Source organism: Rhizobium sp. P2_G2 (genome assembly GCF_056403555.1).
Genome location: NZ_JBFUFF010000014.1, coordinates 80,546 through 102,149, shown reverse-complemented (window position 1 = coordinate 102,149; position 21,604 = coordinate 80,546). Strand labels below are relative to the sequence as shown.

16 protein-coding genes are annotated in these 21,604 nt (G+C 61.9%); 11 read left to right on the top strand and 5 right to left on the bottom strand.

All coding sequences use genetic code 11. From position 1 onward, the window contains the following. Positions 1-68 precede the first annotated feature (68 nt). The 5 genes from AC1D06_RS13740 to AC1D06_RS13720 all read right to left on the bottom strand — a co-directional run bounded on the left by AC1D06_RS13740 (position 69) and on the right by AC1D06_RS13720 (position 5,630). Positions 69-1,967, bottom strand: coding sequence for a BTAD domain-containing putative transcriptional regulator (locus tag AC1D06_RS13740; protein WP_477986639.1), 1,899 nt, complete (start codon positions 1,965-1,967; stop codon positions 69-71). A gap of 82 nt (positions 1,968-2,049) precedes the next feature. After that, positions 2,050-3,276, bottom strand: coding sequence for a hypothetical protein (locus tag AC1D06_RS13735; protein ID WP_477986638.1), 1,227 nt, complete (start codon positions 3,274-3,276; stop codon positions 2,050-2,052). Beyond that, on the bottom strand, positions 3,273-3,977 hold the full coding sequence (locus AC1D06_RS13730) for a TfuA-like protein (protein WP_477986637.1): 705 nt from the start codon (positions 3,975-3,977) through the stop codon (positions 3,273-3,275). The genes AC1D06_RS13735 and AC1D06_RS13730 overlap by 4 nt, the downstream gene beginning before the upstream one ends. Then, positions 3,974-5,188, bottom strand: a complete 1,215-nt coding sequence (locus tag AC1D06_RS13725) for a YcaO-like family protein (protein WP_477986636.1) — start codon at positions 5,186-5,188, stop codon at positions 3,974-3,976. Before AC1D06_RS13725 ends, AC1D06_RS13730 begins: the two co-directional genes overlap by 4 nt. 22 nt (positions 5,189-5,210) lie before the next feature. Beyond that, positions 5,211-5,630, bottom strand: a complete 420-nt coding sequence (locus tag AC1D06_RS13720) for a hypothetical protein (RefSeq protein ID WP_477881168.1) — start codon at positions 5,628-5,630, stop codon at positions 5,211-5,213. A 431-nt stretch (positions 5,631-6,061) separates the two neighbouring features. On the opposite strand from AC1D06_RS13720, the gene AC1D06_RS13715 reads away from it, so the two are divergent. From AC1D06_RS13715 to AC1D06_RS13665, 11 genes are all read left to right on the top strand, one after another. Further along, the gene (locus AC1D06_RS13715) at positions 6,062-6,541 is read left to right on the top strand and encodes a hypothetical protein (RefSeq protein ID WP_477986635.1); all 480 of its coding nucleotides are present in this window, start codon (positions 6,062-6,064) and stop codon (positions 6,539-6,541) included. 321 nt (positions 6,542-6,862) lie between these two features. Further along, positions 6,863-8,173, top strand: coding sequence for an ABC transporter substrate-binding protein (locus AC1D06_RS13710; protein WP_477986634.1), 1,311 nt, complete (start codon positions 6,863-6,865; stop codon positions 8,171-8,173). Next, positions 8,170-9,129, top strand: a complete 960-nt coding sequence (locus AC1D06_RS13705) for a carbohydrate ABC transporter permease (protein ID WP_477881174.1) — start codon at positions 8,170-8,172, stop codon at positions 9,127-9,129. Before AC1D06_RS13710 ends, AC1D06_RS13705 begins: the two co-directional genes overlap by 4 nt. Beyond that, the gene (locus AC1D06_RS13700; protein ID WP_477881176.1) at positions 9,126-9,947 is read left to right on the top strand and encodes a carbohydrate ABC transporter permease; all 822 of its coding nucleotides are present in this window, start codon (positions 9,126-9,128) and stop codon (positions 9,945-9,947) included. The genes AC1D06_RS13705 and AC1D06_RS13700 overlap by 4 nt, the downstream gene beginning before the upstream one ends. A gap of 4 nt (positions 9,948-9,951) precedes the next feature. Further along, the gene (locus tag AC1D06_RS13695) at positions 9,952-12,003 is read left to right on the top strand and encodes an alpha-amylase family protein (RefSeq protein WP_477986633.1); all 2,052 of its coding nucleotides are present in this window, start codon (positions 9,952-9,954) and stop codon (positions 12,001-12,003) included. A 137-nt stretch (positions 12,004-12,140) separates the two neighbouring features. After that, complete coding sequence (locus AC1D06_RS13690; RefSeq protein ID WP_477881180.1) at positions 12,141-13,175, top strand: LacI family DNA-binding transcriptional regulator; 1,035 nt, start codon at positions 12,141-12,143, stop codon at positions 13,173-13,175. A gap of 36 nt (positions 13,176-13,211) precedes the next feature. Then, positions 13,212-14,309 (top strand): ABC transporter ATP-binding protein, encoded by a 1,098-nt coding sequence (locus tag AC1D06_RS13685; protein ID WP_477881182.1) that lies wholly within the window; start codon positions 13,212-13,214, stop codon positions 14,307-14,309. Between the two features lie 2 nt (positions 14,310-14,311). Beyond that, a complete protein-coding gene (locus AC1D06_RS13680; protein WP_477986632.1) occupies positions 14,312-16,564 on the top strand; it encodes a glycoside hydrolase family 95 protein in 2,253 nt (750 codons plus the stop codon). Positions 16,565-16,692: 128 nt separating this feature from the next. Beyond that, entirely contained in the window at positions 16,693-16,944 is a 252-nt protein-coding gene (locus tag AC1D06_RS13675) for a DUF6074 family protein (protein WP_477881185.1), read from the top strand. Between the two features lie 508 nt (positions 16,945-17,452). After that, the gene (locus tag AC1D06_RS13670) at positions 17,453-20,473 is read left to right on the top strand and encodes a hypothetical protein (protein ID WP_477986631.1); all 3,021 of its coding nucleotides are present in this window, start codon (positions 17,453-17,455) and stop codon (positions 20,471-20,473) included. A 47-nt stretch (positions 20,474-20,520) separates the two neighbouring features. Then, positions 20,521-21,603 carry a hypothetical protein gene (locus tag AC1D06_RS13665; protein WP_477986630.1) on the top strand — a complete coding sequence of 361 codons (1,083 nt, stop codon included), beginning with the start codon at positions 20,521-20,523 and terminating at the stop codon, positions 21,601-21,603. The last annotated feature ends 1 nt before the right edge of the window (position 21,604 follow it).

The window sequence follows — 21,604 nt, the reverse complement described above, 5'->3', positions numbered from 1 at the left end:
TCACCAAACTGGCGTTTCTTAAAGCGTGCCTCGCGAAAGTGTGCCGCGTTTCGCGAATGAGGTATGCTCTAGGAGACGCCGGCAAGGCGCAGGCCGTTGTAAAATTCTTCGTTGGCCGCACTGTTCTTGTCCGGCGAAAGCCTGACGATTTCGCGCGCCGTCATGCCGGGATAGATTTCCATCAATCGATCGGCGGCGTTGCGGGCCTCGTCGAGATCGCCGCTCAATGCCAGGCTCGCGGTCAGCACACGCAGTGCCGGCTCGTCATTGCTCATTTTTCTGCACAGTTCGACCGATTTGCCATAATCGCCGATCTTGAAGGCGATGCTGGCGCCGGCCCACCAATAAATGTCGGGCGCCATCGGATTGAGATCGATCGCCAGCTCGAACCGCTTCCAGCCCTCGGCAGGTTCGCCGAAATGAGCGAGCGCATCGGCATATTGCAGCAACAGATCGGCCGAATGCGGCGCGAGCGTCTCGGCTTCGGCGAACTTGAGCGCCGAGCCCTCGTAATCGCGCTGGTAGAGCGCAACCACCGCCGACATCCAATGGCCCATGCACGAGGCCGGATCGGCTTCGATCGCCGCCTCTGCTTCCGCGCGCGCGCGTTGCAGCAGATAGGGATCGTTACCGCCGAGCATCAGCCATTCGAGCTGCAGCGTCTGCGCGATCCGGGCACGGGGTGCCGCCATGCCGCGGTCGAGGTCGACCGCTTGGCGAAACTCCCGCCGGGCGCGCCGCAAAAGCGGAAGATCGCAGTTCTTGAGAAGCCGCTGCCCCTCCAGGAGATGCAGATATGCGGTGGGCGTGTAGACGCCCGACGGGTCCAGGCTGTGCCTTTCGATCACCTCGGCGACGGTCGCAGCAATGCTTTTCGACAGGAACCGGAAGGCAAGATGAAAATTCTTGCCACCCAGGACATATTCCGCCGACCAGAGGATTTGCGAGCTTGCTTCATGCACGACCGAACAGGAAATATGGTCGGGGGTGAGCAAGGTGCTGCGAACGGTGAAGTCGAGATTTGCAAGCCGATCGGCCGGCACCTCGCCCGACATGGCAAAGGTCGTATGCGGCGCGATTACCGCGAAAGAACGGAAGCGCGTCAGGCTATTGGCCACATCCTCGATGAAGGCATTGATGATCGGCGATGCGGCCGTGCCATCCACCTGTATCGGGGCACGGAAACCGACACGTGAGACGGTGTGATTGCGCGCGCTGACCTCATGCGGGATAACCAGCGCGTTGCCGCTCAGCACACGCTTATGGATCGCCGTCACGGCAGCGGATGGCGCGCGCTGCTCGCTCTTGAGGACCCGCGACAGCGTCTCATAGGTCCGTGCAATGCCGTCGGTGTGGCCGGAGCGCGCATAGGCTTCCATGACCAATCGGTAGCTGTCTTCACGATCCGGCTCGTAATCGATGACGAGCTTGGCGACAGCGGCGATATCCCGCTGCTTCGAGGCACCGAAACGCGTGAGGTCTTCGAGCAGGGTCGCCGCGAGACTGAAGAAATGATCGCGGATGCGACCGCGTTCGGAGAGCAGCCAGAGATAGAACTGATCCTGGCCGGTATCGATCCCATCGAGCAATTGTCCGCGCATCAGCGACAGCGCACGCATTCTTTTCTCGATATCCGTCGCCTGACAGCCCTCGAGGAAAAAGGCGAGATCGGAGCGCTCGCTGCCGGGACCAGCCACCAACATAGTGCCGGGCGCAAGCACGAACGGCTCGTCTTCCGGCTGCAGCTTTTTCAAGCGCATCAGCAACTGCCTGAGATTGGCGAGCGCACGCGCCTGGTCGACATCCTCCCACAGCATCGACGCGAGCACCTGTCGGGACTGCTTTTTCTCCGGCGCCAGAATCAAGGCGGCGATCAAGGCATAGCCTTTTTCCGGAAATGTCGTCGGCGTTGCGACTTCGATTTCCGGCACTCCCAATATTCTGATGAGCGCGCTGCGAAATTTCATCGGCGCGCAACATGTTTGGCGAGACGCCATGACGGTCGCCGGAAATCCGGGGATGGTATTGCAAGCGAATCGTTAGCCGTGATCATCCGACAGACGCGTTGTTGGCGTTGACATTGTCCGGGAGAAACATTGCCCTGCCCTTGCGGCGCAAGACTTTCGAAACGCATCGCAATGCGCCGCCGTGCTCGGCAACAGATTCCGCCCCGCCGACCAATATGACGTCAAATCCGAGGGAATGCCATAGCGCAACATTTTCGTTGTCGAAGGCCAGCAGAGAATAATTTTCCCCAAAAGACGGCATCCAGACCAAAGGCTTCGCTTCACCCGGCCGAATGCCATTTTCGACGATCACATTGTTGTAGAGTCGGGGAAAAAACCTCTGGCCGGCCAAGCCCGGCGCGAAGGGCACGGGATTGCGGAGAACCGCGAACCCAGCCCGCGACAGATGACGGGCGCAGGCATCGATCTGCCTCTTTGCTGAAACGACCTGGGCCGCATGGGGATGCGACGGAGAGACAGGGTCGGCAATCAGAAGCAACGGCTGTCCGGATTGGGAAAGTCCGGTGATGGAGACGAACTGATCGACATGCAGCCCGAACTGATACCATCGATCTGCCTGGCAGATGCTGGCAGCCACCGCCGTCAATCCAGCAGTCGGGAGGTGGGGGGCGGGTGACCCGGCATGCCGCGCCCTCAACTCGTCGGCACGAAAACCGAAGACATGCACCGGCCTGGCATCCAGCGCTTGAATGCGGTCAAGCGCGTGCTGCAAGCCGGAATCGCCGCCGAAGTGGCGCGCGGCGGACAGTCTTATGCTGTCGAAGCCGACGATGCGAAAATCCGGCCCCACGAGATGGTTGCCGCCGGCCATGTGCAGTTCCAGGCGCTCCCAGGTGCAGCGCTGCTGCCGCGCCAGCCATCGCGCCAGGGAATTGGCATTGTCCGTAAACGTGTCGCCGATGCGATAGCCGTCACAGCCGATACGAACATGCAGGCAATCCTGGATCCAGAACCCACTCTTGCTCAACGCACCCTCGCCGACATCGACCAGCGTGGCCGAACAGCGGAGCGCCAGATGCGACAGCCATGCCTCGGCGCGAGCCCGTCCGGAGCCTTCGCAGAGCAGCAGCACATGCATGTGTGGCTTGAACGAAGCAACGAGATTGCCGATCATCGCTAGGACCGCCGCTGCTGCACCTTGATCCTTGTCGAGAATGAATTGCGGCAAGGCTATCGCAATCTCCTCGATCACATCACCGCAGTCCTCGACGAAACTCGGCTGCAAAGCAGATCGACGCTTGTCGGTCACCGAATGCGCTCCTCCAGGCGGCTGAAGAACCCTGTACGCTGGAAGGTCCAGCTCCTCGCGGCAGACCCTGCAGCAGGTTGCAGCAGATGATCGAGCAGACGCACCGCATCCTGCCGCTTGGCCTGTCTGTGGTGCTGCGACAGCGATGCAATCGCGCTTGCCCGCTCCTCATCGGCAATATTTGCCGCAGCCAGGATCATCCGCCAGGACCGCTTTGAAAAATGCAGGCTCCGGGCAGCCTGCAGCAGCGATTGCCGCTGCGACGTGGAGAAAGGCAGGTTCGGCTGTTCGAGGGTCGCCTCGACGTCGACAAGCGCGAGCGACACCGGTTGATAGGCCAATTCCGCCGGCGCGTGCGCGACCGCGACATCGGCATCGGAGACGCGGCGGCCGGAGGCATAGTCCTCGAAGATGGCTCCGATCCCCTCCATGCCGAATGCGGCACATTCAGCGGCCCGCAACGCCCCCATGCTGGCCGCGCCAGCCACATGGATACCCTCGGACAGCGCATGGAGGATTTCCTTGTGCCACACGGCGGCCGTGTCGCCGTAAAGGCCATCGATCAACCCGATCGCCGAGACGCCATCACGGACGGCGGCGAGAATATCCCCCGCGGCCGCCGGCCCGCGAAGACTGAGCGCACGATACCGGCTCATATCGACACCGAAGATGCTCGGCCCTGCAAAGACGACGGTTTTCATCGGACGCCGGCCCTCCCGAGAAAATCGCCGAGCGCGTTGGCCGAGAAGATCTGCAGGCCGGTGCTGGCGACCGACAGTCCCGGCACCAGCACCCGGACCACGACAACGCCATCCACGCCGGTCGGCAAGGGAAAGACATAGATATCCTCGACACCGCGCTCAATCAGCCAGGCCGCGAGCCGCTGCCAATCCGGTACAACAGGCTCCGGCACAACAGGGTCCGGCGCCAGATCCAGCCGTCGGTTGTYGAGCGGCGTCCCCATTGTCGGGCGATGATCCGGCGCAGATGTGGGACCATAGCGGCTGGGCTCGAGATCGTCGCGCGCGCCGGAAATGTCTGTGAGCCGCGATTGTACCGCTTCCAGCAAGGCAGCCAGCGCTGCCTCTGCCAGATCGAGCCGACAGGCGAGGCCCGCCGAGCGACGCGTCGCCGGGCCTGACGGGGCACTGATATCGCGCGGGATGACGGCCATCACGGCCGGGACAGCCAGATTGCTGGTGATGTCATAAAATTCGGGTGTAATGCCGGCATTCGCCAGGCGCCGCACGGCCTCGTCCAGATCGGCATTGATGCCGCCCCGGTAGTCGAGACGGCGATGATCGCGGCCCATCGCGCCGAGCGCGTCGATCAGGAAGGCGCTGTGATGTTCGACCAGTTCCAGCAGCGCGCGCAAGGTGGCGAAATCGAGATCGAACCCCGCCGCAAGCCCTTGCGACGTCATCTTGAAACTGGTGCGATCCCAGGGGAAATCGACCCGCATGTCCATCCCGATCAATTCATAGGGCGCATACACGTCCCGACCCGTCCGGTGGCTGAACCCCTTGACCCAGGCCCGATCGACCTGCCGGTCCAGCCTGGGGAAGTCACAGCGTGCCAGCTGATCGAGAGGCACGATCGGCATGCCCCGCTCGACAACCGAAACAATGGAGCCGATCTCGGAAATCAACGGCTTCGTCGCCTCGGCCACCGCTCCCTCGATGGCTTCCATGATGGCGCCGATGCGCGCCATGTCGGCCCGCAGCGCCTTTCCCTGGGAAACGGAAAGACAGCGGGAATTCGGCCGGCAGGCAAACCATACGGGAATGCCGATAATATCGAGATCGGTGACATCGCCGACGCGGGTGATGCCGAACCGCTGCGATATGGCGGCTGACAGCAGCTCTTCGGGATGCCTGCTGTCAGCCTTGGTTTTCGTGAATGAGACGGTCACGCGTTTATCGAGTGCATGCCGCTCACTTCGGCGTGTCGGACAGGATCGCCTGCGTCAGGTCGGTCCCCGTCGCCGACGGCCCGGTCGCCTTGAGCGCGGCCTGGATCGGCATCTGCGACATGCGATTGAGGTCCCAGTCGCCGTCCGAAACCGCGCCGACAAAGGTGAATTCGGCTTCGGAGATTGTCGCGCCCCCGGCCAGCACCGTTTCGATGCCTTGCGCCTGGTTGGGGTCGATGTGGGTGTTCGGGTTGCCGTCCTGCGTCGCAAGCCAGGTCCGTGCGGCGGCACCGACATGCGCATAGCCGTCGACGCCGGGATTCAGCGCTTCATAATCAAGGATGGCCTGATGCGGCACCAGCGCCGCACGCAACGGCACTGTCCTGATAAACAGGACCCCGGCGCCCTTTTTGCCGATGACGTAAAAGTTGGAATCAGCCATTTGTCTCCCCTTTCTAGACGATTAGCCAAATTCTGCTCTTCCCGCAGAGGAAGAAATTCCGTGTATATTTCGTTTCCGCCGCTTCTCGAAAAGTTTATCCCCCCGGGGATTGGCAAATACACTTGCACGCTTGAAAACACGCACACAGTTTCCTAAAATAAAGAATGCCGGGAGAGATAATTTTAACAATTGTCAATCGCGACAATCGACGATATTCCTGCAATGGAACTCCTGCTCTCGATACTCTGTGCTTACATTCTGTCGAGTTGCATTGACATTAGACGCGACACACCTGGGAAATGGAAGAGGGCAAAAATCCTGGTTTGACGCTCGTGTGACGCTCATTCTGTATTTCAAGCTGCTTCGACCCACCATCTAAAATGGTATGTCAGACTCTTGATTTCGGTTGTAGCAGGCACGGGATTGTACAGATGAAATTCAACAAATCCTTCGCCAGGTTCCAGGAGCATGTGAAGCCGTTTGCGCGCGCCGACGATGTCGGTTTCGTGATTACCGAGTTCCTTTGGTTCGCAGGACGCCCCTTCTACCCTCTCGCGTCGATATTGGAATCGACCGTCGCCAGCGTTTGCCTGAGCGCGCAGGATGCGCCGCCGGCGGACGAGGACGATCTCGACCTCATCTTCCGCATGCGGGCGGAAAACGGCGGGCATTTCTATGAAATCGTCCTGCGATCGGAAGCCGGCACATCCTATGGCGGCTGGACCTGGGGTCAGGATCTCGAAATCTCGCAGGACATCGTCAACGGCTATCACGTGCTGGTCGTCGATGCCAAAGGCGTCAGCGAACGCTTCGAATACGATTCCGTGCTTCGCCGATACGGCTGCCCGGGATCGATGTTCCTGAAAAATCAGGGGTCGCCGGGGCGGCTTTATCGGGAAATGTCGCGGTAAGAGCGGCTTGGCGCCTGGCGCCGAACCCGGCACCTGCAATCAGGCCTGGGCATATGCCGTCCCAGGGGCGGCTCACGCGAACATCTTCCTGGCGGAAATAGCGGGGCAAGACCTCCATAGCGCGACCTTCATCATGCACCAGGACCGCCAGCGCCAGCTGACAGCGGAAGCCCGGCACGCGTAATAGCGATAAATATCAACGCCTTGCAATTTGTCTCCAGCGAGACGGATTCTAAACAGTTGCGCCAACCGAAAAAGATGATAACGTTTCAAGTAAATTGATTGTTATATGGTTTCCATCACCGTTTGGGAGGACGTGACATGACCAGCAATGAAAAATACATGCCTGAAATCCGCCGCCGCACCCTGCTTGCCGGGGCGGGCAGCGCCGCCGTATTGTCGATGACGAGAGGCCTCGCACGCGCCGCCGATGCCGTGAGCGGCGAGATCGTCATCCTCAACTGGCTTGGTGGGTCCGAGCTCGACATGATGCATGCCATCCAGAAGGCGTTCCTGGCGAAACATCCCGGCGTGACCATCCGCGAGGTCAACATCACCGGCCAGGGCGACATGCGCGGCGGCATCCGCACGGCGCTGATGAGCGGCGAGGTCGTCGATGTCGTCATCAACACATGGCCGGCTTTCCGTAAGGAACTGGCCGACGCCAACCTGCTGCGACCGATCGACGATCAGTGGAAATCCTTCGGCTGGGACAAGCCGCTCGGCCAGTCCTGGCGTGACCTCGGCTCGATCGGCACCACCACCTATGGCCTGACCTACACGTACGGCGACCGCTCCGGCATCTGGTACAAGAAGGAGCATCTCGCCAAGGCCGGCATCACCGAGCCGCCAAAAACCTGGGACGAATTCCTCGGTACTTTCGCCAAACTGACCAAGGCGGGGTTTGCCGCACCGGTCGCCATTCCCGGCAAATATTGGGCGCATGCCGAATGGTTCGAGACTCTGCTCCTGCGTTCGGCGGGCGTCGAGACGGCGGCAAAACTGGGTGCCCACAAGATCCCGTGGACCGACCCCGCGGTCAAGGCGGCGCTGACCAAATATGCTGAGATGCTTACCGCCGGCTGCTGCGGCGCGCCGAACACCATGCTCGCCAATGACTGGGACGGCGAGGCCGATCAGGTTTTCCAGGCCAATGCCAAGAATTACCTGCTGATCGGCATGTGGATGAACAACCGCGCCAAGAACGACTACAAGCTCGTCGAGGGCAAGGATTACGGCCTCTTCCAGTTCCCCGCGCTGGGCATGGGCCATGACGACACGACCAGCGTCGACGCCAAGGAATTCCTGGTGACGGCCAACGGCGCCAATCCGAAGGCGGCCGACGCCTTCCTCGATTTCTGGACGCGTGCCGAGGCGGCCAATATCCTCGCCAAGACCGGCTATGCCTCGCCAAGCAAGGAGACGGATACATCGCTCTATGGCGAAGTGCAGAAGACGGCAACCGCCGCCGTCGCCAATGCCAAGCCGCAATTCGTGCTCGGCGATCTCCTGCCGGGTGACCTGGTCGACGAATATCGCGTGCAACTGCAGAAATTCCTGCAGGATCCGTCGCCCGCCAATATCGACACGGTGCTCGCCGCCATCGAGACCAAGGCACAAGGGGCCTATTGATGGGCGCCTCCGCCTCCTCGATGCGGGAACCGGTGGGCGTGGTGCAGGCCTCGCCCCTGGCGGCGGGCCTTGCCAGCCGCCGGCGCCTGCTTGGGGAGCGGCCCGCCGCGCTGATCCTGATCGCGCCGGCGATCGTGCTGTTCGCGATCGCCGTCCTCTACCCGCTCGAGGAAACCATCCGCCTGAGCTTCTGGGACATCCAGGGGCTCAAGAAACCCTCCTTCGTCGGCTTCGGCAATTATATAAAGCTGTTCTCCGACGTGGCCTTTCGCAATACGCTGCTGACCACGCTGATCTTCACCATCGGCGTCACCGCGATCTCCGTGGCGATCGGCTGGGTGCTGGCGATGCTGTGCGCCTTTGCGCCCAGGGAGACCCTGCCCTTCCGGGTGATGATCTTCGCCGCCTTCGGCGTCTCGGAAGCCGTGTCCGGCTATATGTGGATCGGCATCTACCGTCCGGATGCCGGCGGTCTGCTCAATTCGCTGATCCAGCTTTTCGGCTTTCCCGGCTTTTCGCACGCCTGGCTTGGTGATCCCAATACCGCGCTCTGGGCGCTGATCATCGCTGCCTCCTGGAGTGCGGTCGGCCTGCCGCTGATGCTGATCTTCGCCTCGATCCAGGCAATCCCGAAATCAGTGCTCGAAGCCGCCTATATGGACGGCGCCAAGCCGATATCGACTATGCGTCACATCATGGTGCCGCTGTCGCTGCCGGGCGTGCGCGTCGGTGTGTTCATCAATCTGCTGACGGCGTTGCGCAGCTTCGACATCATCTTCATCCTGACGGGTGGCGGGCCGGTCCGCTCCACCGAAACGGTCGGCTATTTCATGTACCGGGAATCGATGACCCAGTTCAAGCTGGGCTATGGCGCGGCGGCCACCGTCGTTCTGCTGCTGGCCGTCCTCGTCGTCTCGACGCCCGCCATCATCCAGAGAACGGCAGGTGCGAAATGATCGGCAAGGCGCCCCGCTGGATTGTGATTGTCGTCGGCCTGGTCGCCTGCATCTGGATGATCCCGATCGTCGGCGTGATCGTCACGTCGCTAAGGCCGCCCGAGGGCGCGTCCCTCGGCTGGTGGCATTTCGACCATTTCGATTTCACCTTCGATGCCTGGCGCCGGGTCTGGGACAAATATCCGCTCGCCGCCTCCATGGTGGTGACGGTCAAGGCGGCGGGCATCGCGACGGTGCTGACCATGCTGCTGGCGCCGGCGGCGGCTTACGCCTTCCACTTCCTGAATTTCCCCTTCCGTCGCCTGCTCCTGGTGATCATCATCAACGCTTTCGTGCTGCCGCAGCAGGTGGTGATCATCCCGCTCTTCACCCTGTGGCGGCAACTGGGGCTGATCGACAACATCGCATCCGTCCTCATCCCCTATGTCGGACTGTCCTTCGCCTGGTCGATCTTCCTGGTCAAAAACTTCTTCGAGGATTTCCCACGCGAACTGGTCGAGGCGGCCAAGGTCGACGGCTGCAGCCCACTGGCGACCTTCCGCCATATCGTCCTGCCCAACAGCCTGTCGCCCATCTTCGCCGTCGGCATCCTGCAGTTCCTCTGGACCTGGAACGCCCTGCTGCTGCCGATGCTCTTCCTCCGCAACAACATCCCCCTGCCCGTCCTGCTCGCCCGCATTTCCGGCAGCTACGACGTCAACTGGGACCTGAGATCGGTGGCGGCCATCATCGTCACCATCGTCCCCCTCTTGGTTTTCCTCGTCTTCCAACGTCAATTCGCCGCGGGCTCGCAGACACGCTCCGGCGCAAAGGAATAGCACCATGCCCAAGCCCCTGAACAAGCCGCTCCGTTACCGCCAGATCCATCTCGATTTCCATACGTCCGAGCATATTCCCGGCATCGGCGCGGATTTCGATCCCGACACGTTCGTGTCGACGCTGAAGGCCGCGCATGTGGATTCGATCACTATCTTTGCCAAGTGCCATCACGGCTGGTCCTACTATCCGACCAAGGTCGGTAAGCCGCATCCGCATCTCGCCCGCCCCGACCTGCTGGGCGACATGGTCAAGGCGCTCTCGGCCGCCGATATTGAGAGCCCGATCTACATCTCCGTGCAATGGGATGAACTCTCGGCGCGCGAACATCCGGAATGGCGCGTGCTGAGCGCTTCAAACCACTACCACCGTGACCGGCCGGCCGACCCGTCGTCCGCCAAGCAGCTCAGCCCCGCCTGGCACACGCTCTGCCTCAACCATGCGGGCCTGAGGAAATACATCCTCGACCAGGCGCGCGAAGTCGCCAGCATCTACCCGACGCAAGGCCTGTTCTTCGACATCATCCTGACGCCGGATTGCGTCTGCTCGGCCTGCATCGAGCGGATGATCTGCGAAGGCCTCGATCCTGAAAACCCGGCCGACCGGCTGAAGAATGACGAAGCGGTCAACGAACAGTTCCGCCACGAAACCAGCGAGGCGCTGTTTGCCGAATTCCCTGGCCTGCGCGTCTTCTACAATTGCGGCCATATCCACAAGCAGGGGCCGGGCCGCTTCGGCAGCTATTCCCATCTGGAGCTCGAAAGCCTGCCGACCGGCGGCTGGGGCTATGACCACTTTCCCTCCAGCGCCCGCTATGCGGCGACGCTCGGCATGGATTTCCTCGCCCATACCGGCAAGTTCCACACGACCTGGGGCGAATTCGGCGGCTTCAAGCATCCCGACGCGCTCGACTATGAATGCGCCCAGATGGTGGCGCTCGGCTCCAAATGCCTGGTCGGCGACCAGTTGCATCCGAACGGCGCGATCAATCCCGACACCTATGCCTCGATCGCGCCTGCCTATGAGCGCATCGCCAAGCTCGAACCATATCTTGAAGGCGCAAGGCAGGTTTCCGAAATCGCCATCCTCTCGGCCGAGCATATGGACCCGCAAGGCGGCCGCAACCATCCGAGCGATGACGGCGCCGCCCAGATGCTGCAAGAGCTCAAACGTCCATTCGATATGCTCGATCTCACCGGGCGGTTCGAACAATACCGGCTGATCATCCTGCCCGACCAGATTCCGGTGGACGCCGCCCTGGCGGCGCGGCTGAAAGCTTACGTCGCGGGCGGCGGCAAGATCCTGGCCTCCTGGCATTCGGGCCTCGACGCCGACGGCAAGTTCGCCCTCGATTTCGGCATTTCACGCGGGGCTGCCCCGATCGCCTTCCGGCCGAGCTATGTCAAGGCTGGCAAGGATCTCGACCCGTCCATGCCCGAAACCGCCTTCGTGATGTATGACGAGGCAGAAACAGTGCAATCGACAGGGGCCAATGTGCTGGCCGGCATCTACCCGTCTTATTTCAACCGGTCCTACAAGCATTTCTGCTCGCACCAGCACGCACCCGACGATACGGCCGCCGATGCACTCGGCGCTGCCGTGACCGAGCACAATGGCCTTGCCTATATCGCCTATCCGATCTTCAGGCTCTACCGAGCCGTCGGCCAGCCGCTCTATAAATATCTCGTCCGTGGCGTGCTCGACCGCCTGGTGCCGAACCCGGCCATGGTCACCGACCTGCCCTCCTCCGGCCGCGCGACGCTGACGCAGCAGATCGAGCACGACCGCCACGTGCTGCACCTGCTCTACGGCCCGCCGCAGATCCGCGGCAAAGAGATCCGCACCGAGGACAACGGCACCCGCGTGATGGAAATGATCGAGGACATCCCGGCAATCGGCCCGGTCAACGCCACCGTCCGCCTGCCATCGACGCCGCGACGCGTCTTCGATGCGCTGACCGGCGAAGACCTGCCCTGGAATGCCGCCGATGACGGTCTCGTCAGCATTACCGTGCCGCGCCTGCGCATCCACAGCGCCGTGGTTTTCGAAGGCGCCTGATGCCGGCGGAAACCACTGACATGTCGATGTTTTCGCCCGCCGGCCGTGCTGGCGGGCGGCGGGCGGCTGGGTTATACGACAGGGAGACGCGACGTCGGACATTTTCTTTGAAGTTTAAGTGCAGGAGCCCGCTTGAAATGCGACATGTGAACAAGACGACCGGCCGGCGACGCGGAGCCACGGTCATCGACGTTGCCAAGGCAGCCAATGTGGCGATCGGCACCGTGTCGCGATATCTCAACGGCCAGACCATCCGCCGCTCCAACCGCGAGCAGATCGAGCAGGCGATCCAGGAACTCGGCTACCGCCGCAATGTCGCGGCCGCCTCGATCCGCACCGACCTCACTCATATGATAGGCTTCCTGGTGCCGACCTTCGACGAATTCCATGCGCGCATGCTGGAGCACCTGGCCAATTCCGTGCGCCGCACAGGCCGGGCGCTGCTCACCTATTGCCACAGCGGCGACCCGCGCATCGTCGCCGAGGCCCTGGATTTCTTCGCCTCCCAGCGGGTAGATGCGCTGATCATGGATGGCACGGCCGAAGTCTATGACCGCGTCGACGACCTGATCGAGCACGACGTGCCGATCATCTTCTACAACAACGACGTTCGTGGCCTCGCCGCCGACCGGGTCATGGTCGAGAACCAGCGCGCCAGCCACCGCATCGTCAGCCACCTGATCGATCTCGGCCACCGCCGCATCGGCATCCTGACCGGCGATCCGCGCAATTCCTCCGGCATCGAGCGGCTTGCCGGCTATGAACAGGCGCTGCGCGACCGCGGCATCGCCATCGAGCCGGCCCTTTCGGCGCGCGGCAACTGGGTGATCGATGGCGGCTACGAAGCGACGAAGCGGCTGATGACATCGGACAATCCGCCGACGGCAATCTTCTCCGCCAATTACGGCATGGCCATCGGCGCGCTAAGCTGGCTGAAGGAAAATGGCCGGCATGTGCCGGATGACGTCTCGCTGGCGAGCTTTGACGATGTGCCGGTCTTCCGCCTCTACGAGGCCGGCGTTACCACCGTAGCGCAGCCGGTCGCCAGGATTGCCGAGACGATCACCGACATTCTCGTCGAACGCCTGGCAGAGCCATCCAGCGGGATGACGCGCAGCGTCGTCCTCGAATGCGACATCATCCTGCGCGGCTCGACCCGACGCATCACATGACGCCCTAACGCGTCGAACGGTTGAAGGGAGGAAGCCTTGGCCCGCGTAGAACTCAAGAACATCCACAAATCCTATGCGAGCTTCGAGGCGATCGCCAATCTCAACCTGGCAATCGATGACGGCTCGTTCACCGTGCTTGTCGGCCCGTCCGGCTGTGGCAAATCCACCCTGCTGCGCATGATCGCCGGGCTCGAGAAAATAACCGCCGGCGACCTCGTCATCGACGGACGGCGCGTCAACGATGCCGACCCGATCGAGCGCGGCGTGGCCATGGTTTTCCAGAACTATGCGCTCTATCCGCACATGACGGTCGAGCAGAATATCGGCTTCTCGCTGCGCATGGCCGGCCTGGGTAAGGCCGATATCGAACGCAGCGTCACGGCTGCCGCCGCCACATTGCAGCTCGAAACGCTGATGAAGCGCAAGCCCGCCGAGCTTTCGGGCGGCCAGCGCCAGCGCGTCGCCATCGGCCGCGCCATCGTCCGCAATCCGGCCGTCTTCCTGTTCGACGAGCCGCTCTCCAATCTCGATGCCGAGTTGCGCGTGTCGATGCGCGTCGAAATCGCCAAGCTCCATCGCCGCATCGGCTCAACCATGATCTATGTCACCCATGACCAGACCGAGGCGATGACGCTGGCCGACAAGATTGTTGTCATGCGCGCCGGCAAGATCGAACAAACCGGCACACCAGATATGCTTTATGCCAATCCCGACAATCTGTTCGTCGCCGGCTTCATCGGCTCGCCGCGGATGAATTTCCTCGATGGCCGGCTGGGCGGAGACGGCACTATACGACTTGACTGTGGCGCGAGCCTGCGCAGCGGCCATGTCCCATCATCCGCCGACATGCCGGTCAAAGTCGGCATCCGGCCTGAGCATTTCACCGGCAGGGATGCGGCCGGCGGCACGATCGAGGTGAAGATCGACGTCGTCGAAAATCTTGGCGGCACGCGCTTCCTCTACGGCACGCTGACCACCGGGCAGGCTGTGATCGTCGAGGACCGCTCGGAAACCTCGTTCCGGCCGGGTGAAACCGTGAATGTCGGCTTTCCCGGCGCCAGGGCGCTGGTCTTCGGCGCCGACGGCAACCGCATCCGCGCCGTCGAATCAGCCAGCATCGCGCCGGCAGCCTGATCATGACCGATAATCGCCTCTGGTATGACACGCCGGCGCGTCTCTGGACCGATGCGCTACCGCTTGGCAACGGCAGGCTCGGCGCCATGGTGTTCGGCGATCCGCTGCATGAACGGCTGCAGATCAACGAGGACACGTTCTGGGCGGGAGGCCCTTATCAACCGGCCAATCCCGACGCACTTGCCCATCTCGACCCTGTCCGCCAGCTGATTTTCGCCGGCCGCTATGCCGAGGCACAGGCGCTCGCCGACCTGCATCTGATGGCCCGGCCTCTGAAGCAGATGTCCTATCAACCGGTCGGCGACCTCCACATCGACATGACGCATACGGGGCCGATCTCCGCCTATCGGCGCGCGCTGGATCTGGACACGGCGACGGCCACGGTCTGCTATCAGGCGGACGGAACCGAATTCCGACGCGAGACCTTCGTCTCGCCGGTGGATGGCGTGCTTGTCCTGCGCCTTTCCGCCGACAAAGCCGGTGCGGTCGGATGCAAAATCTCGCTCACCAGTCCGCAACAAAGCCAACTGGCCGCAGCGGAAGATGCGCGGCTGACGCTGTCGGGCATCGGCAAATCCGAATCCGGCATCGCCGCCGCGCTGCGCTTCACCGTGGGAGTCCGACTGGCAATCTCGGGCGGAACGGTGCGGCGCGAGGCAGACGCCCTCCAAGTGGCGAATGCCGACGAAATCCTGATTCTGCTCGACGCTGCCACCAATTTCCGGCGCCATGACGACGTCTCCGGTGACCCCGCCGCGATCGTCGCCGACCGGCTGGACAAAGCCAGCCGCCGCCATTTCGAGGACTTGCTGCGCGACCACGTCGCCGAACACCGCAGACTGTTCCGCACCTTCGCCATCGACCTCGGCACCGCCCCTGCCGCAGCRCTGCCGACGAACCAGCGCATCGCCGCCTTTGCAGGGGGCGACGATCCCGCGCTTGCGGCGCTCTATGTGCAGTTCGGCCGCTACCTGATGATCTCCTCTTCTCGGCCGGGCACGCAACCCGCCAACCTGCAAGGCATCTGGAACCAGGAGATCGACCCGCCCTGGGGCAGCAAATACACCGCCAACATCAATCTGCAGATGAATTACTGGCTGCCGGCGCCGGCCAATCTGCCGTACTGCATCGAACCGCTCGTCGTGATGGCCGAGGATCTGGCCGAGACCGGTCAGACGACCGCGCGTATCCAATACGGCGCGCGCGGCTGGGTCATGCATCACAACACCGATCTCTGGCGCGCCACCGCCCCCATCGACGGCGCCCCCTGGGGCCTGTGGCCAACAGGCGGCGCCTGGCTGATGACGCAACTGCTCGACCTCAGTGACTATCTGGACGATGCCGAGGCCATGCAACAGAGGTTGTTTCCACTCGCCAAGAGCGCCGCACTATTCCTGTTCGACATACTCCTCCCCCTTCCCGGTACCGACCATCTGGTGACCAACCCCTCGCTGTCGCCGGAAAACGTCCACCCACATGGCGCCTCGATCTGCGCCGGGCCGGCCATGGACAGCCAGATCATCCGCGATTTCCTCCACCGCCTGCGCCCGCTTGCCATCTTAATCGACGGCGAGACTGACCTGATCGCCGAAATCGACCGCGTCCTGCCGCGCTTGCCGCCCGATCGCATCGGCGCGGCCAGCCAGTTGCAGGAATGGCTCGACGATTGGGACATGCAGGCCCCGGAAATCCACCATCGCCACGTCTCGCATCTCTACGGCCTCTATCCCAGTTGGCAAATCAACATGGACGACACACCGGCGCTTGCCGCCGCCGCCCGCCGCTCGCTCGAGATCCGCGGTGACGACGCGACCGGCTGGGGTATCGGCTGGCGCCTCAATCTCTGGGCACGCTTGCGCGACGGCGACCACGCCTTCGACGTCCTCAAACTTCTGCTCAGCCCCGAGCGGACCTACACCAACCTGTTCGACGCCCATCCGCCCTTCCAGATCGACGGCAATTTCGGCGGCGCCGCCGGCATCCTTGAAATGCTGGTTCAGTCACGCCCAAATGAACTCCATCTCCTGCCTGCCCTGCCCTCCGGCTGGTCCCGCGGCGCACTGCACGGCCTCCGCACCCGCGGCGGCCTGCTTCTCGATCTCGAATGGCAAAATGGCAGGCCGACAGCGATCACCCTCACAGCCAGCCGGGCGGCGACCTTCGTGCTGCGCTTCGGCGGGTGGAGGCTGCCGATGGACTTGGCAAAGGGAGACCATCGCAGCGTGATGATTCCGGACACTTTTTCGAGCGATTAGCCGGATTGGTCGACACGCCGCCGCGCCCCGGCCCGGCAGACCGACCAAAACCACGGCGATCACGCTTACATCGCTCTTCCAAGGACGGCTTTAAATGCGGGTTAACCATGGTCGCGTTAGATGCAGCCATGACCCAGCAAGCAGCCCCGATCCTATCCTTTCCGACCGACCGCCGTCGCGCAGACATCCGCGAAGCCGCGTCGGAAATCATGCGCCTGACCAGCGAGGACGCCTTGGCGTGGTGGAAACGGCGCGCCAGAGCCATGGCCGACGAACTCCGGGCCGCCGGCGTCGACGAGGCGCAGGTGACAGCTCAGGTCGGGCTGTTCCAAACGGCGGTGTTTTTCGAGATGGCGGAGTTGTCGCAGGTCTATTCTTGAGTGATGTGCCAGCGCGGATTGTTGCCCGTTTTCGCCATCTGCTCTTCCAATCCTGCCGGTCTCTCCGGTGATGAATATCTTGAGATAGGGTCAGGAGCGCCGCGAATACGCCGGTTATGATGATCTCAATCCCCTTGCCCCATCTCCCAATCTCGGTTTTACCGTAGGTTCAGAGCCAGCATACTGGATGGCTGGGCGGCCTGAGGACCGGTCAGCTGCAAGAAGATATCTATGATGTTACGATGGCGCGAAATATGATTCACCGGCAAAGCCTGGTCGATCCTTGAGCCCAATCCGGCAGGCACGGGATACTTATGGCGGGCTGCCAAAAATTAGATGTCGGCCAACCGATTTCCGGAAAAGCCGGAAGTAACCGCAGATTTCGAATAGACTATTGCAGTGCAACGTTTCTTCTGCGTGTATATCTTATATTCATGATACAACACTGACTTCGTTGCAAAGGTTGAAAATTACCCGTATCTTTGGCAGTCCATCGAGGGCTGAGGACATGCGGAGAATTTCTGCTGATGACCTGATCGCTTGGAAGGCCAGTTCACTGGTTCTCTCGCCGAAGCATTTCGTTCTCGTGGCCGCCGCAGCCGGCCTGATGGCTTTTTTGCCCGTCAGCATCGCGGCGCCGTGGCACATCCAGCTGGCGCAAGCCGGGGACGACAAGACCGCACCGTCCTCGGCCGATCAATACGAGCCCGACGACAGCAGTAGCAAGAACAATAACAAGCAAGACGACGACGCCAACCAGCAACAGGACGATGCATCRCCTCCGGCCGACGATAACAACGACCAGCAGCAGGACGACACCAGCAAGCAGCAGGATGATGCATCGCCTCCGGCTAACGACAACAACGACCAGCAGCAGGACGACGCCAACCAGCAGCAGGCCGACAACACCGAGATCGAGCCCCTCAATCCAGGCGAGGCGGTGGTGACGCGGTTCTCTCATGTCGTCGATGGCAAGGACATCGATGGAAAGCCGATCAAGGTCATCGACCTCGACGGCACCAGCGCCAGCATCCTCGATATCCGCAATCCGGGTCAACCACCATTCGGGCAACACTGGATCAACGAACCGCAGCGGATGTTCGTCACCGCGCGCGATGTCGGGCAGGTTTTCGGCGTGGCAATCGCGCAAAAGGAAGGCCAGGACCCGGTCATCTTCCTCTCCGCCACCGCTGCCTACGGACTTCACAGGATCGCGACCGACCCCAAGAACACCGACTGGATGGAGGGGCAGTGGGGCCCCTATGAAGGGCCTGGAACAATCTACCGCCTCAGTGCCGACAATGGCTACAAGGCTGAGGCATTCGCCGAGGTCAAGCTCGATGGCCGCGACAATACCGGCGCTTCGCTCGGCAACATCGCCTATGACAAATGGCATGGGCGGCTGTTCGTCTCCGACCTGGAAACGGGGATGATCCACAGCCTCGACGCCGAGACCGGCAAGGACATGGGTCACTACGATCACGGCATGACGGGACGCACCAATTTCCTGGATGCGTGGACCGGCCAGCACATGGCACTCGATCCGGTCGTCTTCGATCCCGCGACATCAGCCAATATCGACAAATGCGGCAGCGACTTCGAAAAATCGCCGCAGTGCTGGAACCTGGCCGATTTCCGCCGGCGCGTCTGGGGCCTGAAAGTGCGCAGTGACGAAAGCGGCGCGGTGAGGCTCTATTATTCCGTCTGGGGCAGCGATGCGTTCGGCAATGCCGACTGGCCAAAAGCCGGCGACGACCGCCGCAACGCCGTCTGGTCGGTAGCGCTCACCGGTGACGGACTGTTCGATACGAGCTCGGTGCGCCGCGAATTCTTCATGCCGGCCTTCTGGCCGAGTGATCCCTCGTTCGGCGAAAAGGCCGGCAACAGCAATGCGCCTTCGGATATAACCCTTCCCGAATGCGCAACCCAGAATGTAATGCTGGTCGCCGAACGGGGCGGCATGCGCAATCTGGGGCTCGACAAGATCGAGCCGTTTGCACGCCCCTATCAGTCGCGCGTGGTCCGCTACGAACTCGGCGCCGACAATCTCTGGCGGCCCAAAGGGCGCTACGACGTCGGCTTTCATGATCGCAGCATCAAGGATGGCGAGCCGCTATTGTTTGCCAATGCGGCCGGCGGCGTCGATTTCGATTACCGGATCAGCGAAAACGGCAGCCTCGATCTTTCTGCGCCCTCGCAATCGGTGTGGATGACCGGCGATGGCCTGTGTTCGCCCCTCGGCGGCTGYAACGACGACGACAAGGGCTCAGGCAGCGACACGCACGAGGTCCATGGACTGCAGGGTACGCCGGCGGACGCTTTCGTTGCCGTCGAACCGGCGCCAAAGCTCGACCCCGGCGCTCTGCTCAGGTCGCTGATGATCGATACCGACATCAATATTGACGACAACGGCAATCCCATCCCGGAAGAAATGACACGCAACGATGCCACAAAGATCGGCGACGTCGCCATCTATCAGGTGTGTCAGGCCGTAGAACCCTTGCCGGCCATCGACGTTCCGTCAGATGACGGCCAGCCGCCGTCGAATGAACCACCGGTTGGTCAGCCGCCGGTGCATACGGTCGACATGAGCCATGCGAAATGGGCATCGTCGGGCCACCGTGTGCAGAGATCGTGGCATTGGCGCCTGGGTTCGTGGCATGACGCAGACCGTTCCTGGCATTATCGCGACGGCTCATGGCATGATCGCGACCGCTCCTGGCACTGGCGCGACGGATCATGGCACCAGGTTGATCGCTCATGGCATTATCGCAACGGCTCGTGGCACGATCGCGACCGCTCCTGGCATTGGCGCGACGGCTCATGGCACGAGGCCGACCGCTCATGGCATATGCGTGACGGATCATGGCATGACCGCGATCGGTCCTGGCACCAAAAGACCAGATCCTATCACACGCGGGATCGCAGTTGGGGCGGTGACGATCATCCAAACCATGACAAGCGGCTCTCCATGCACGTCAAGGGTCAGAGTTGGGGTGGTGACGTCCTGCCGCGGCACGACACCCGCCTGTCAGCGCATGTCAAGGGCAGGAGCTTTGGCAACAACAACAGGCCGCAGCATATCAAGGGCCGGACATGGGCCGGAGAAGTGCCCCAACAGCACAACAAGAGGCTCAGCGACATCAATCACACGCCGCGGCCGACGCACAACAAGACGGTCAGCCGCGCCGAAAACACGCCGATCCATTCGAGGGCGAGCTCGATGCAGCATTATCCGAGGCCCATCCACCTCAAGCCCATCAGCCGCGCCGAAAACTCGGTGCCGACGCATTCGAGGCGGATGAGCTTCATGGGGCACAATCCGCGACCCTGGCATCAGAGGAACGAGAGCCTCGGGATGCAGCGGTACCCCCGGCAACATTTCAACCATCCGTGGCCACATCAGAATGATGGCGGATATCGGCGACAGCATTTCAATAATCCGTATCCGCACGACAATTACGGGCGGTTCCCGCACGACAATGGCGGGCAGTTCCGGCACAACAGGAGAATGAGCATGTTCGAATGAGGAAATGGAAAGAATAGCATGTGCTCGTGAATCCTGGGAGAAATGCCGTGAAGCCGTCGTGCCGCGTGATCTGCCAAACTGCACTTCTCAGCCTGGTCCTGGGCGCGCCGCTGCCGGCGCTCGCCGGAAAGACGCAGGTCTATACCAACCAGACCTATGTCGAAGAGGCACACAACGTGCCGGACTTCGCAATCGGCGACATGCCCTCGGTGCTGTCGCTGGTGCTCGGAAGCCTGCCCGACACGGTCAAGGTCTATCCGACCGAGAATTATTATTACTTCTATTTTGACTACCAGGGGATCAAATATAGCGGCAATCTCCGCTTCGATGTCGCCGATCGCGACCAGGGCCTCGTCCATTTCAACTATTTCAAGGATTTCACCAACTGGCAGCGGGACGAAAGCGGCTACAGCTTCCTGATCGGCGCGAAGCAAGGGGTGATGGTCACCAAGGCGGGAAAGCTCGCCTATGATGTCGCATTCAAGGGCAAGAAAGTGCGCTTCGAGCTCAACGATCTTTCCGGCGTCAAGCCGCCAGCCGGCGTGGTGCAGAAGGACGAGAGCTATATCGGACCCATTTTCGACGAATCCGGCATTCGTTTCTTCCTGGTCTTCAACACCAAGGTGAAAACCTTCCATTATATCCTGGATGAAACCGTCCCGGTCGCCGACCAGTTCAACCCGCTTGCGGGTGCCGACCGGATCACCGTCGGCATTCGCACCGGGTTTGCCTTTTACGCCGACCGCTTCGCCAACCGAAAGATCCTGGTCGGCGTCAACGTGCTCAACACCTCGGTCAACAACTATCTCGACGGGCCGTTCGACCAATTGCCCGACAACACGCTGGAAGGCGATGTCCTCGAACGGGCCATCCTCGCCGTCAGCCCGGAAAGCAAGGGCCATATCGACCGCTTCGGCAATTCGCCCGACGGCGAGACGCGCTTTCTCATCGCGCCCTACATGCAATATGAGGATGTCGGCGAATTGAGCACGATATCGGGATGTGCCGCCAGCGAGGTGCCGCCGGTTTACTACAAGTGTTTCTCCTTCGAGGACTCGGAGGATTCCTCCGACGACAAGTCGGGTGACCCTTCCAACGACGAATCGCCGGGTGACGCTGGCAAGAATTGAG

Excerpts from the sequence above, each read along its gene's own strand:
- AC1D06_RS13710 (WP_477986634.1), top strand. The coding sequence starts at position 6,863 with ATGACCAGCAATGAAAAATACATGCCTGAAATCCGCCGCCGCACCCTG.
- AC1D06_RS13715 (WP_477986635.1), top strand. The coding sequence starts at position 6,062 with ATGAAATTCAACAAATCCTTCGCCAGGTTCCAGGAGCATGTGAAGCCG.
- AC1D06_RS13695 (WP_477986633.1), top strand. The coding sequence starts at position 9,952 with ATGCCCAAGCCCCTGAACAAGCCGCTCCGTTACCGCCAGATCCATCTC.
- AC1D06_RS13690 (WP_477881180.1), top strand. The coding sequence starts at position 12,141 with ATGCGACATGTGAACAAGACGACCGGCCGGCGACGCGGAGCCACGGTC.
- AC1D06_RS13675 (WP_477881185.1), top strand. The coding sequence starts at position 16,693 with ATGACCCAGCAAGCAGCCCCGATCCTATCCTTTCCGACCGACCGCCGT.
- AC1D06_RS13720 (WP_477881168.1), bottom strand. The coding sequence starts at position 5,630 with ATGGCTGATTCCAACTTTTACGTCATCGGCAAAAAGGGCGCCGGGGTC.
- AC1D06_RS13730 (WP_477986637.1), bottom strand. The coding sequence starts at position 3,977 with ATGAAAACCGTCGTCTTTGCAGGGCCGAGCATCTTCGGTGTCGATATG.
- AC1D06_RS13700 (WP_477881176.1), top strand. The coding sequence starts at position 9,126 with ATGATCGGCAAGGCGCCCCGCTGGATTGTGATTGTCGTCGGCCTGGTC.
- AC1D06_RS13740 (WP_477986639.1), bottom strand. The coding sequence starts at position 1,967 with ATGAAATTTCGCAGCGCGCTCATCAGAATATTGGGAGTGCCGGAAATC.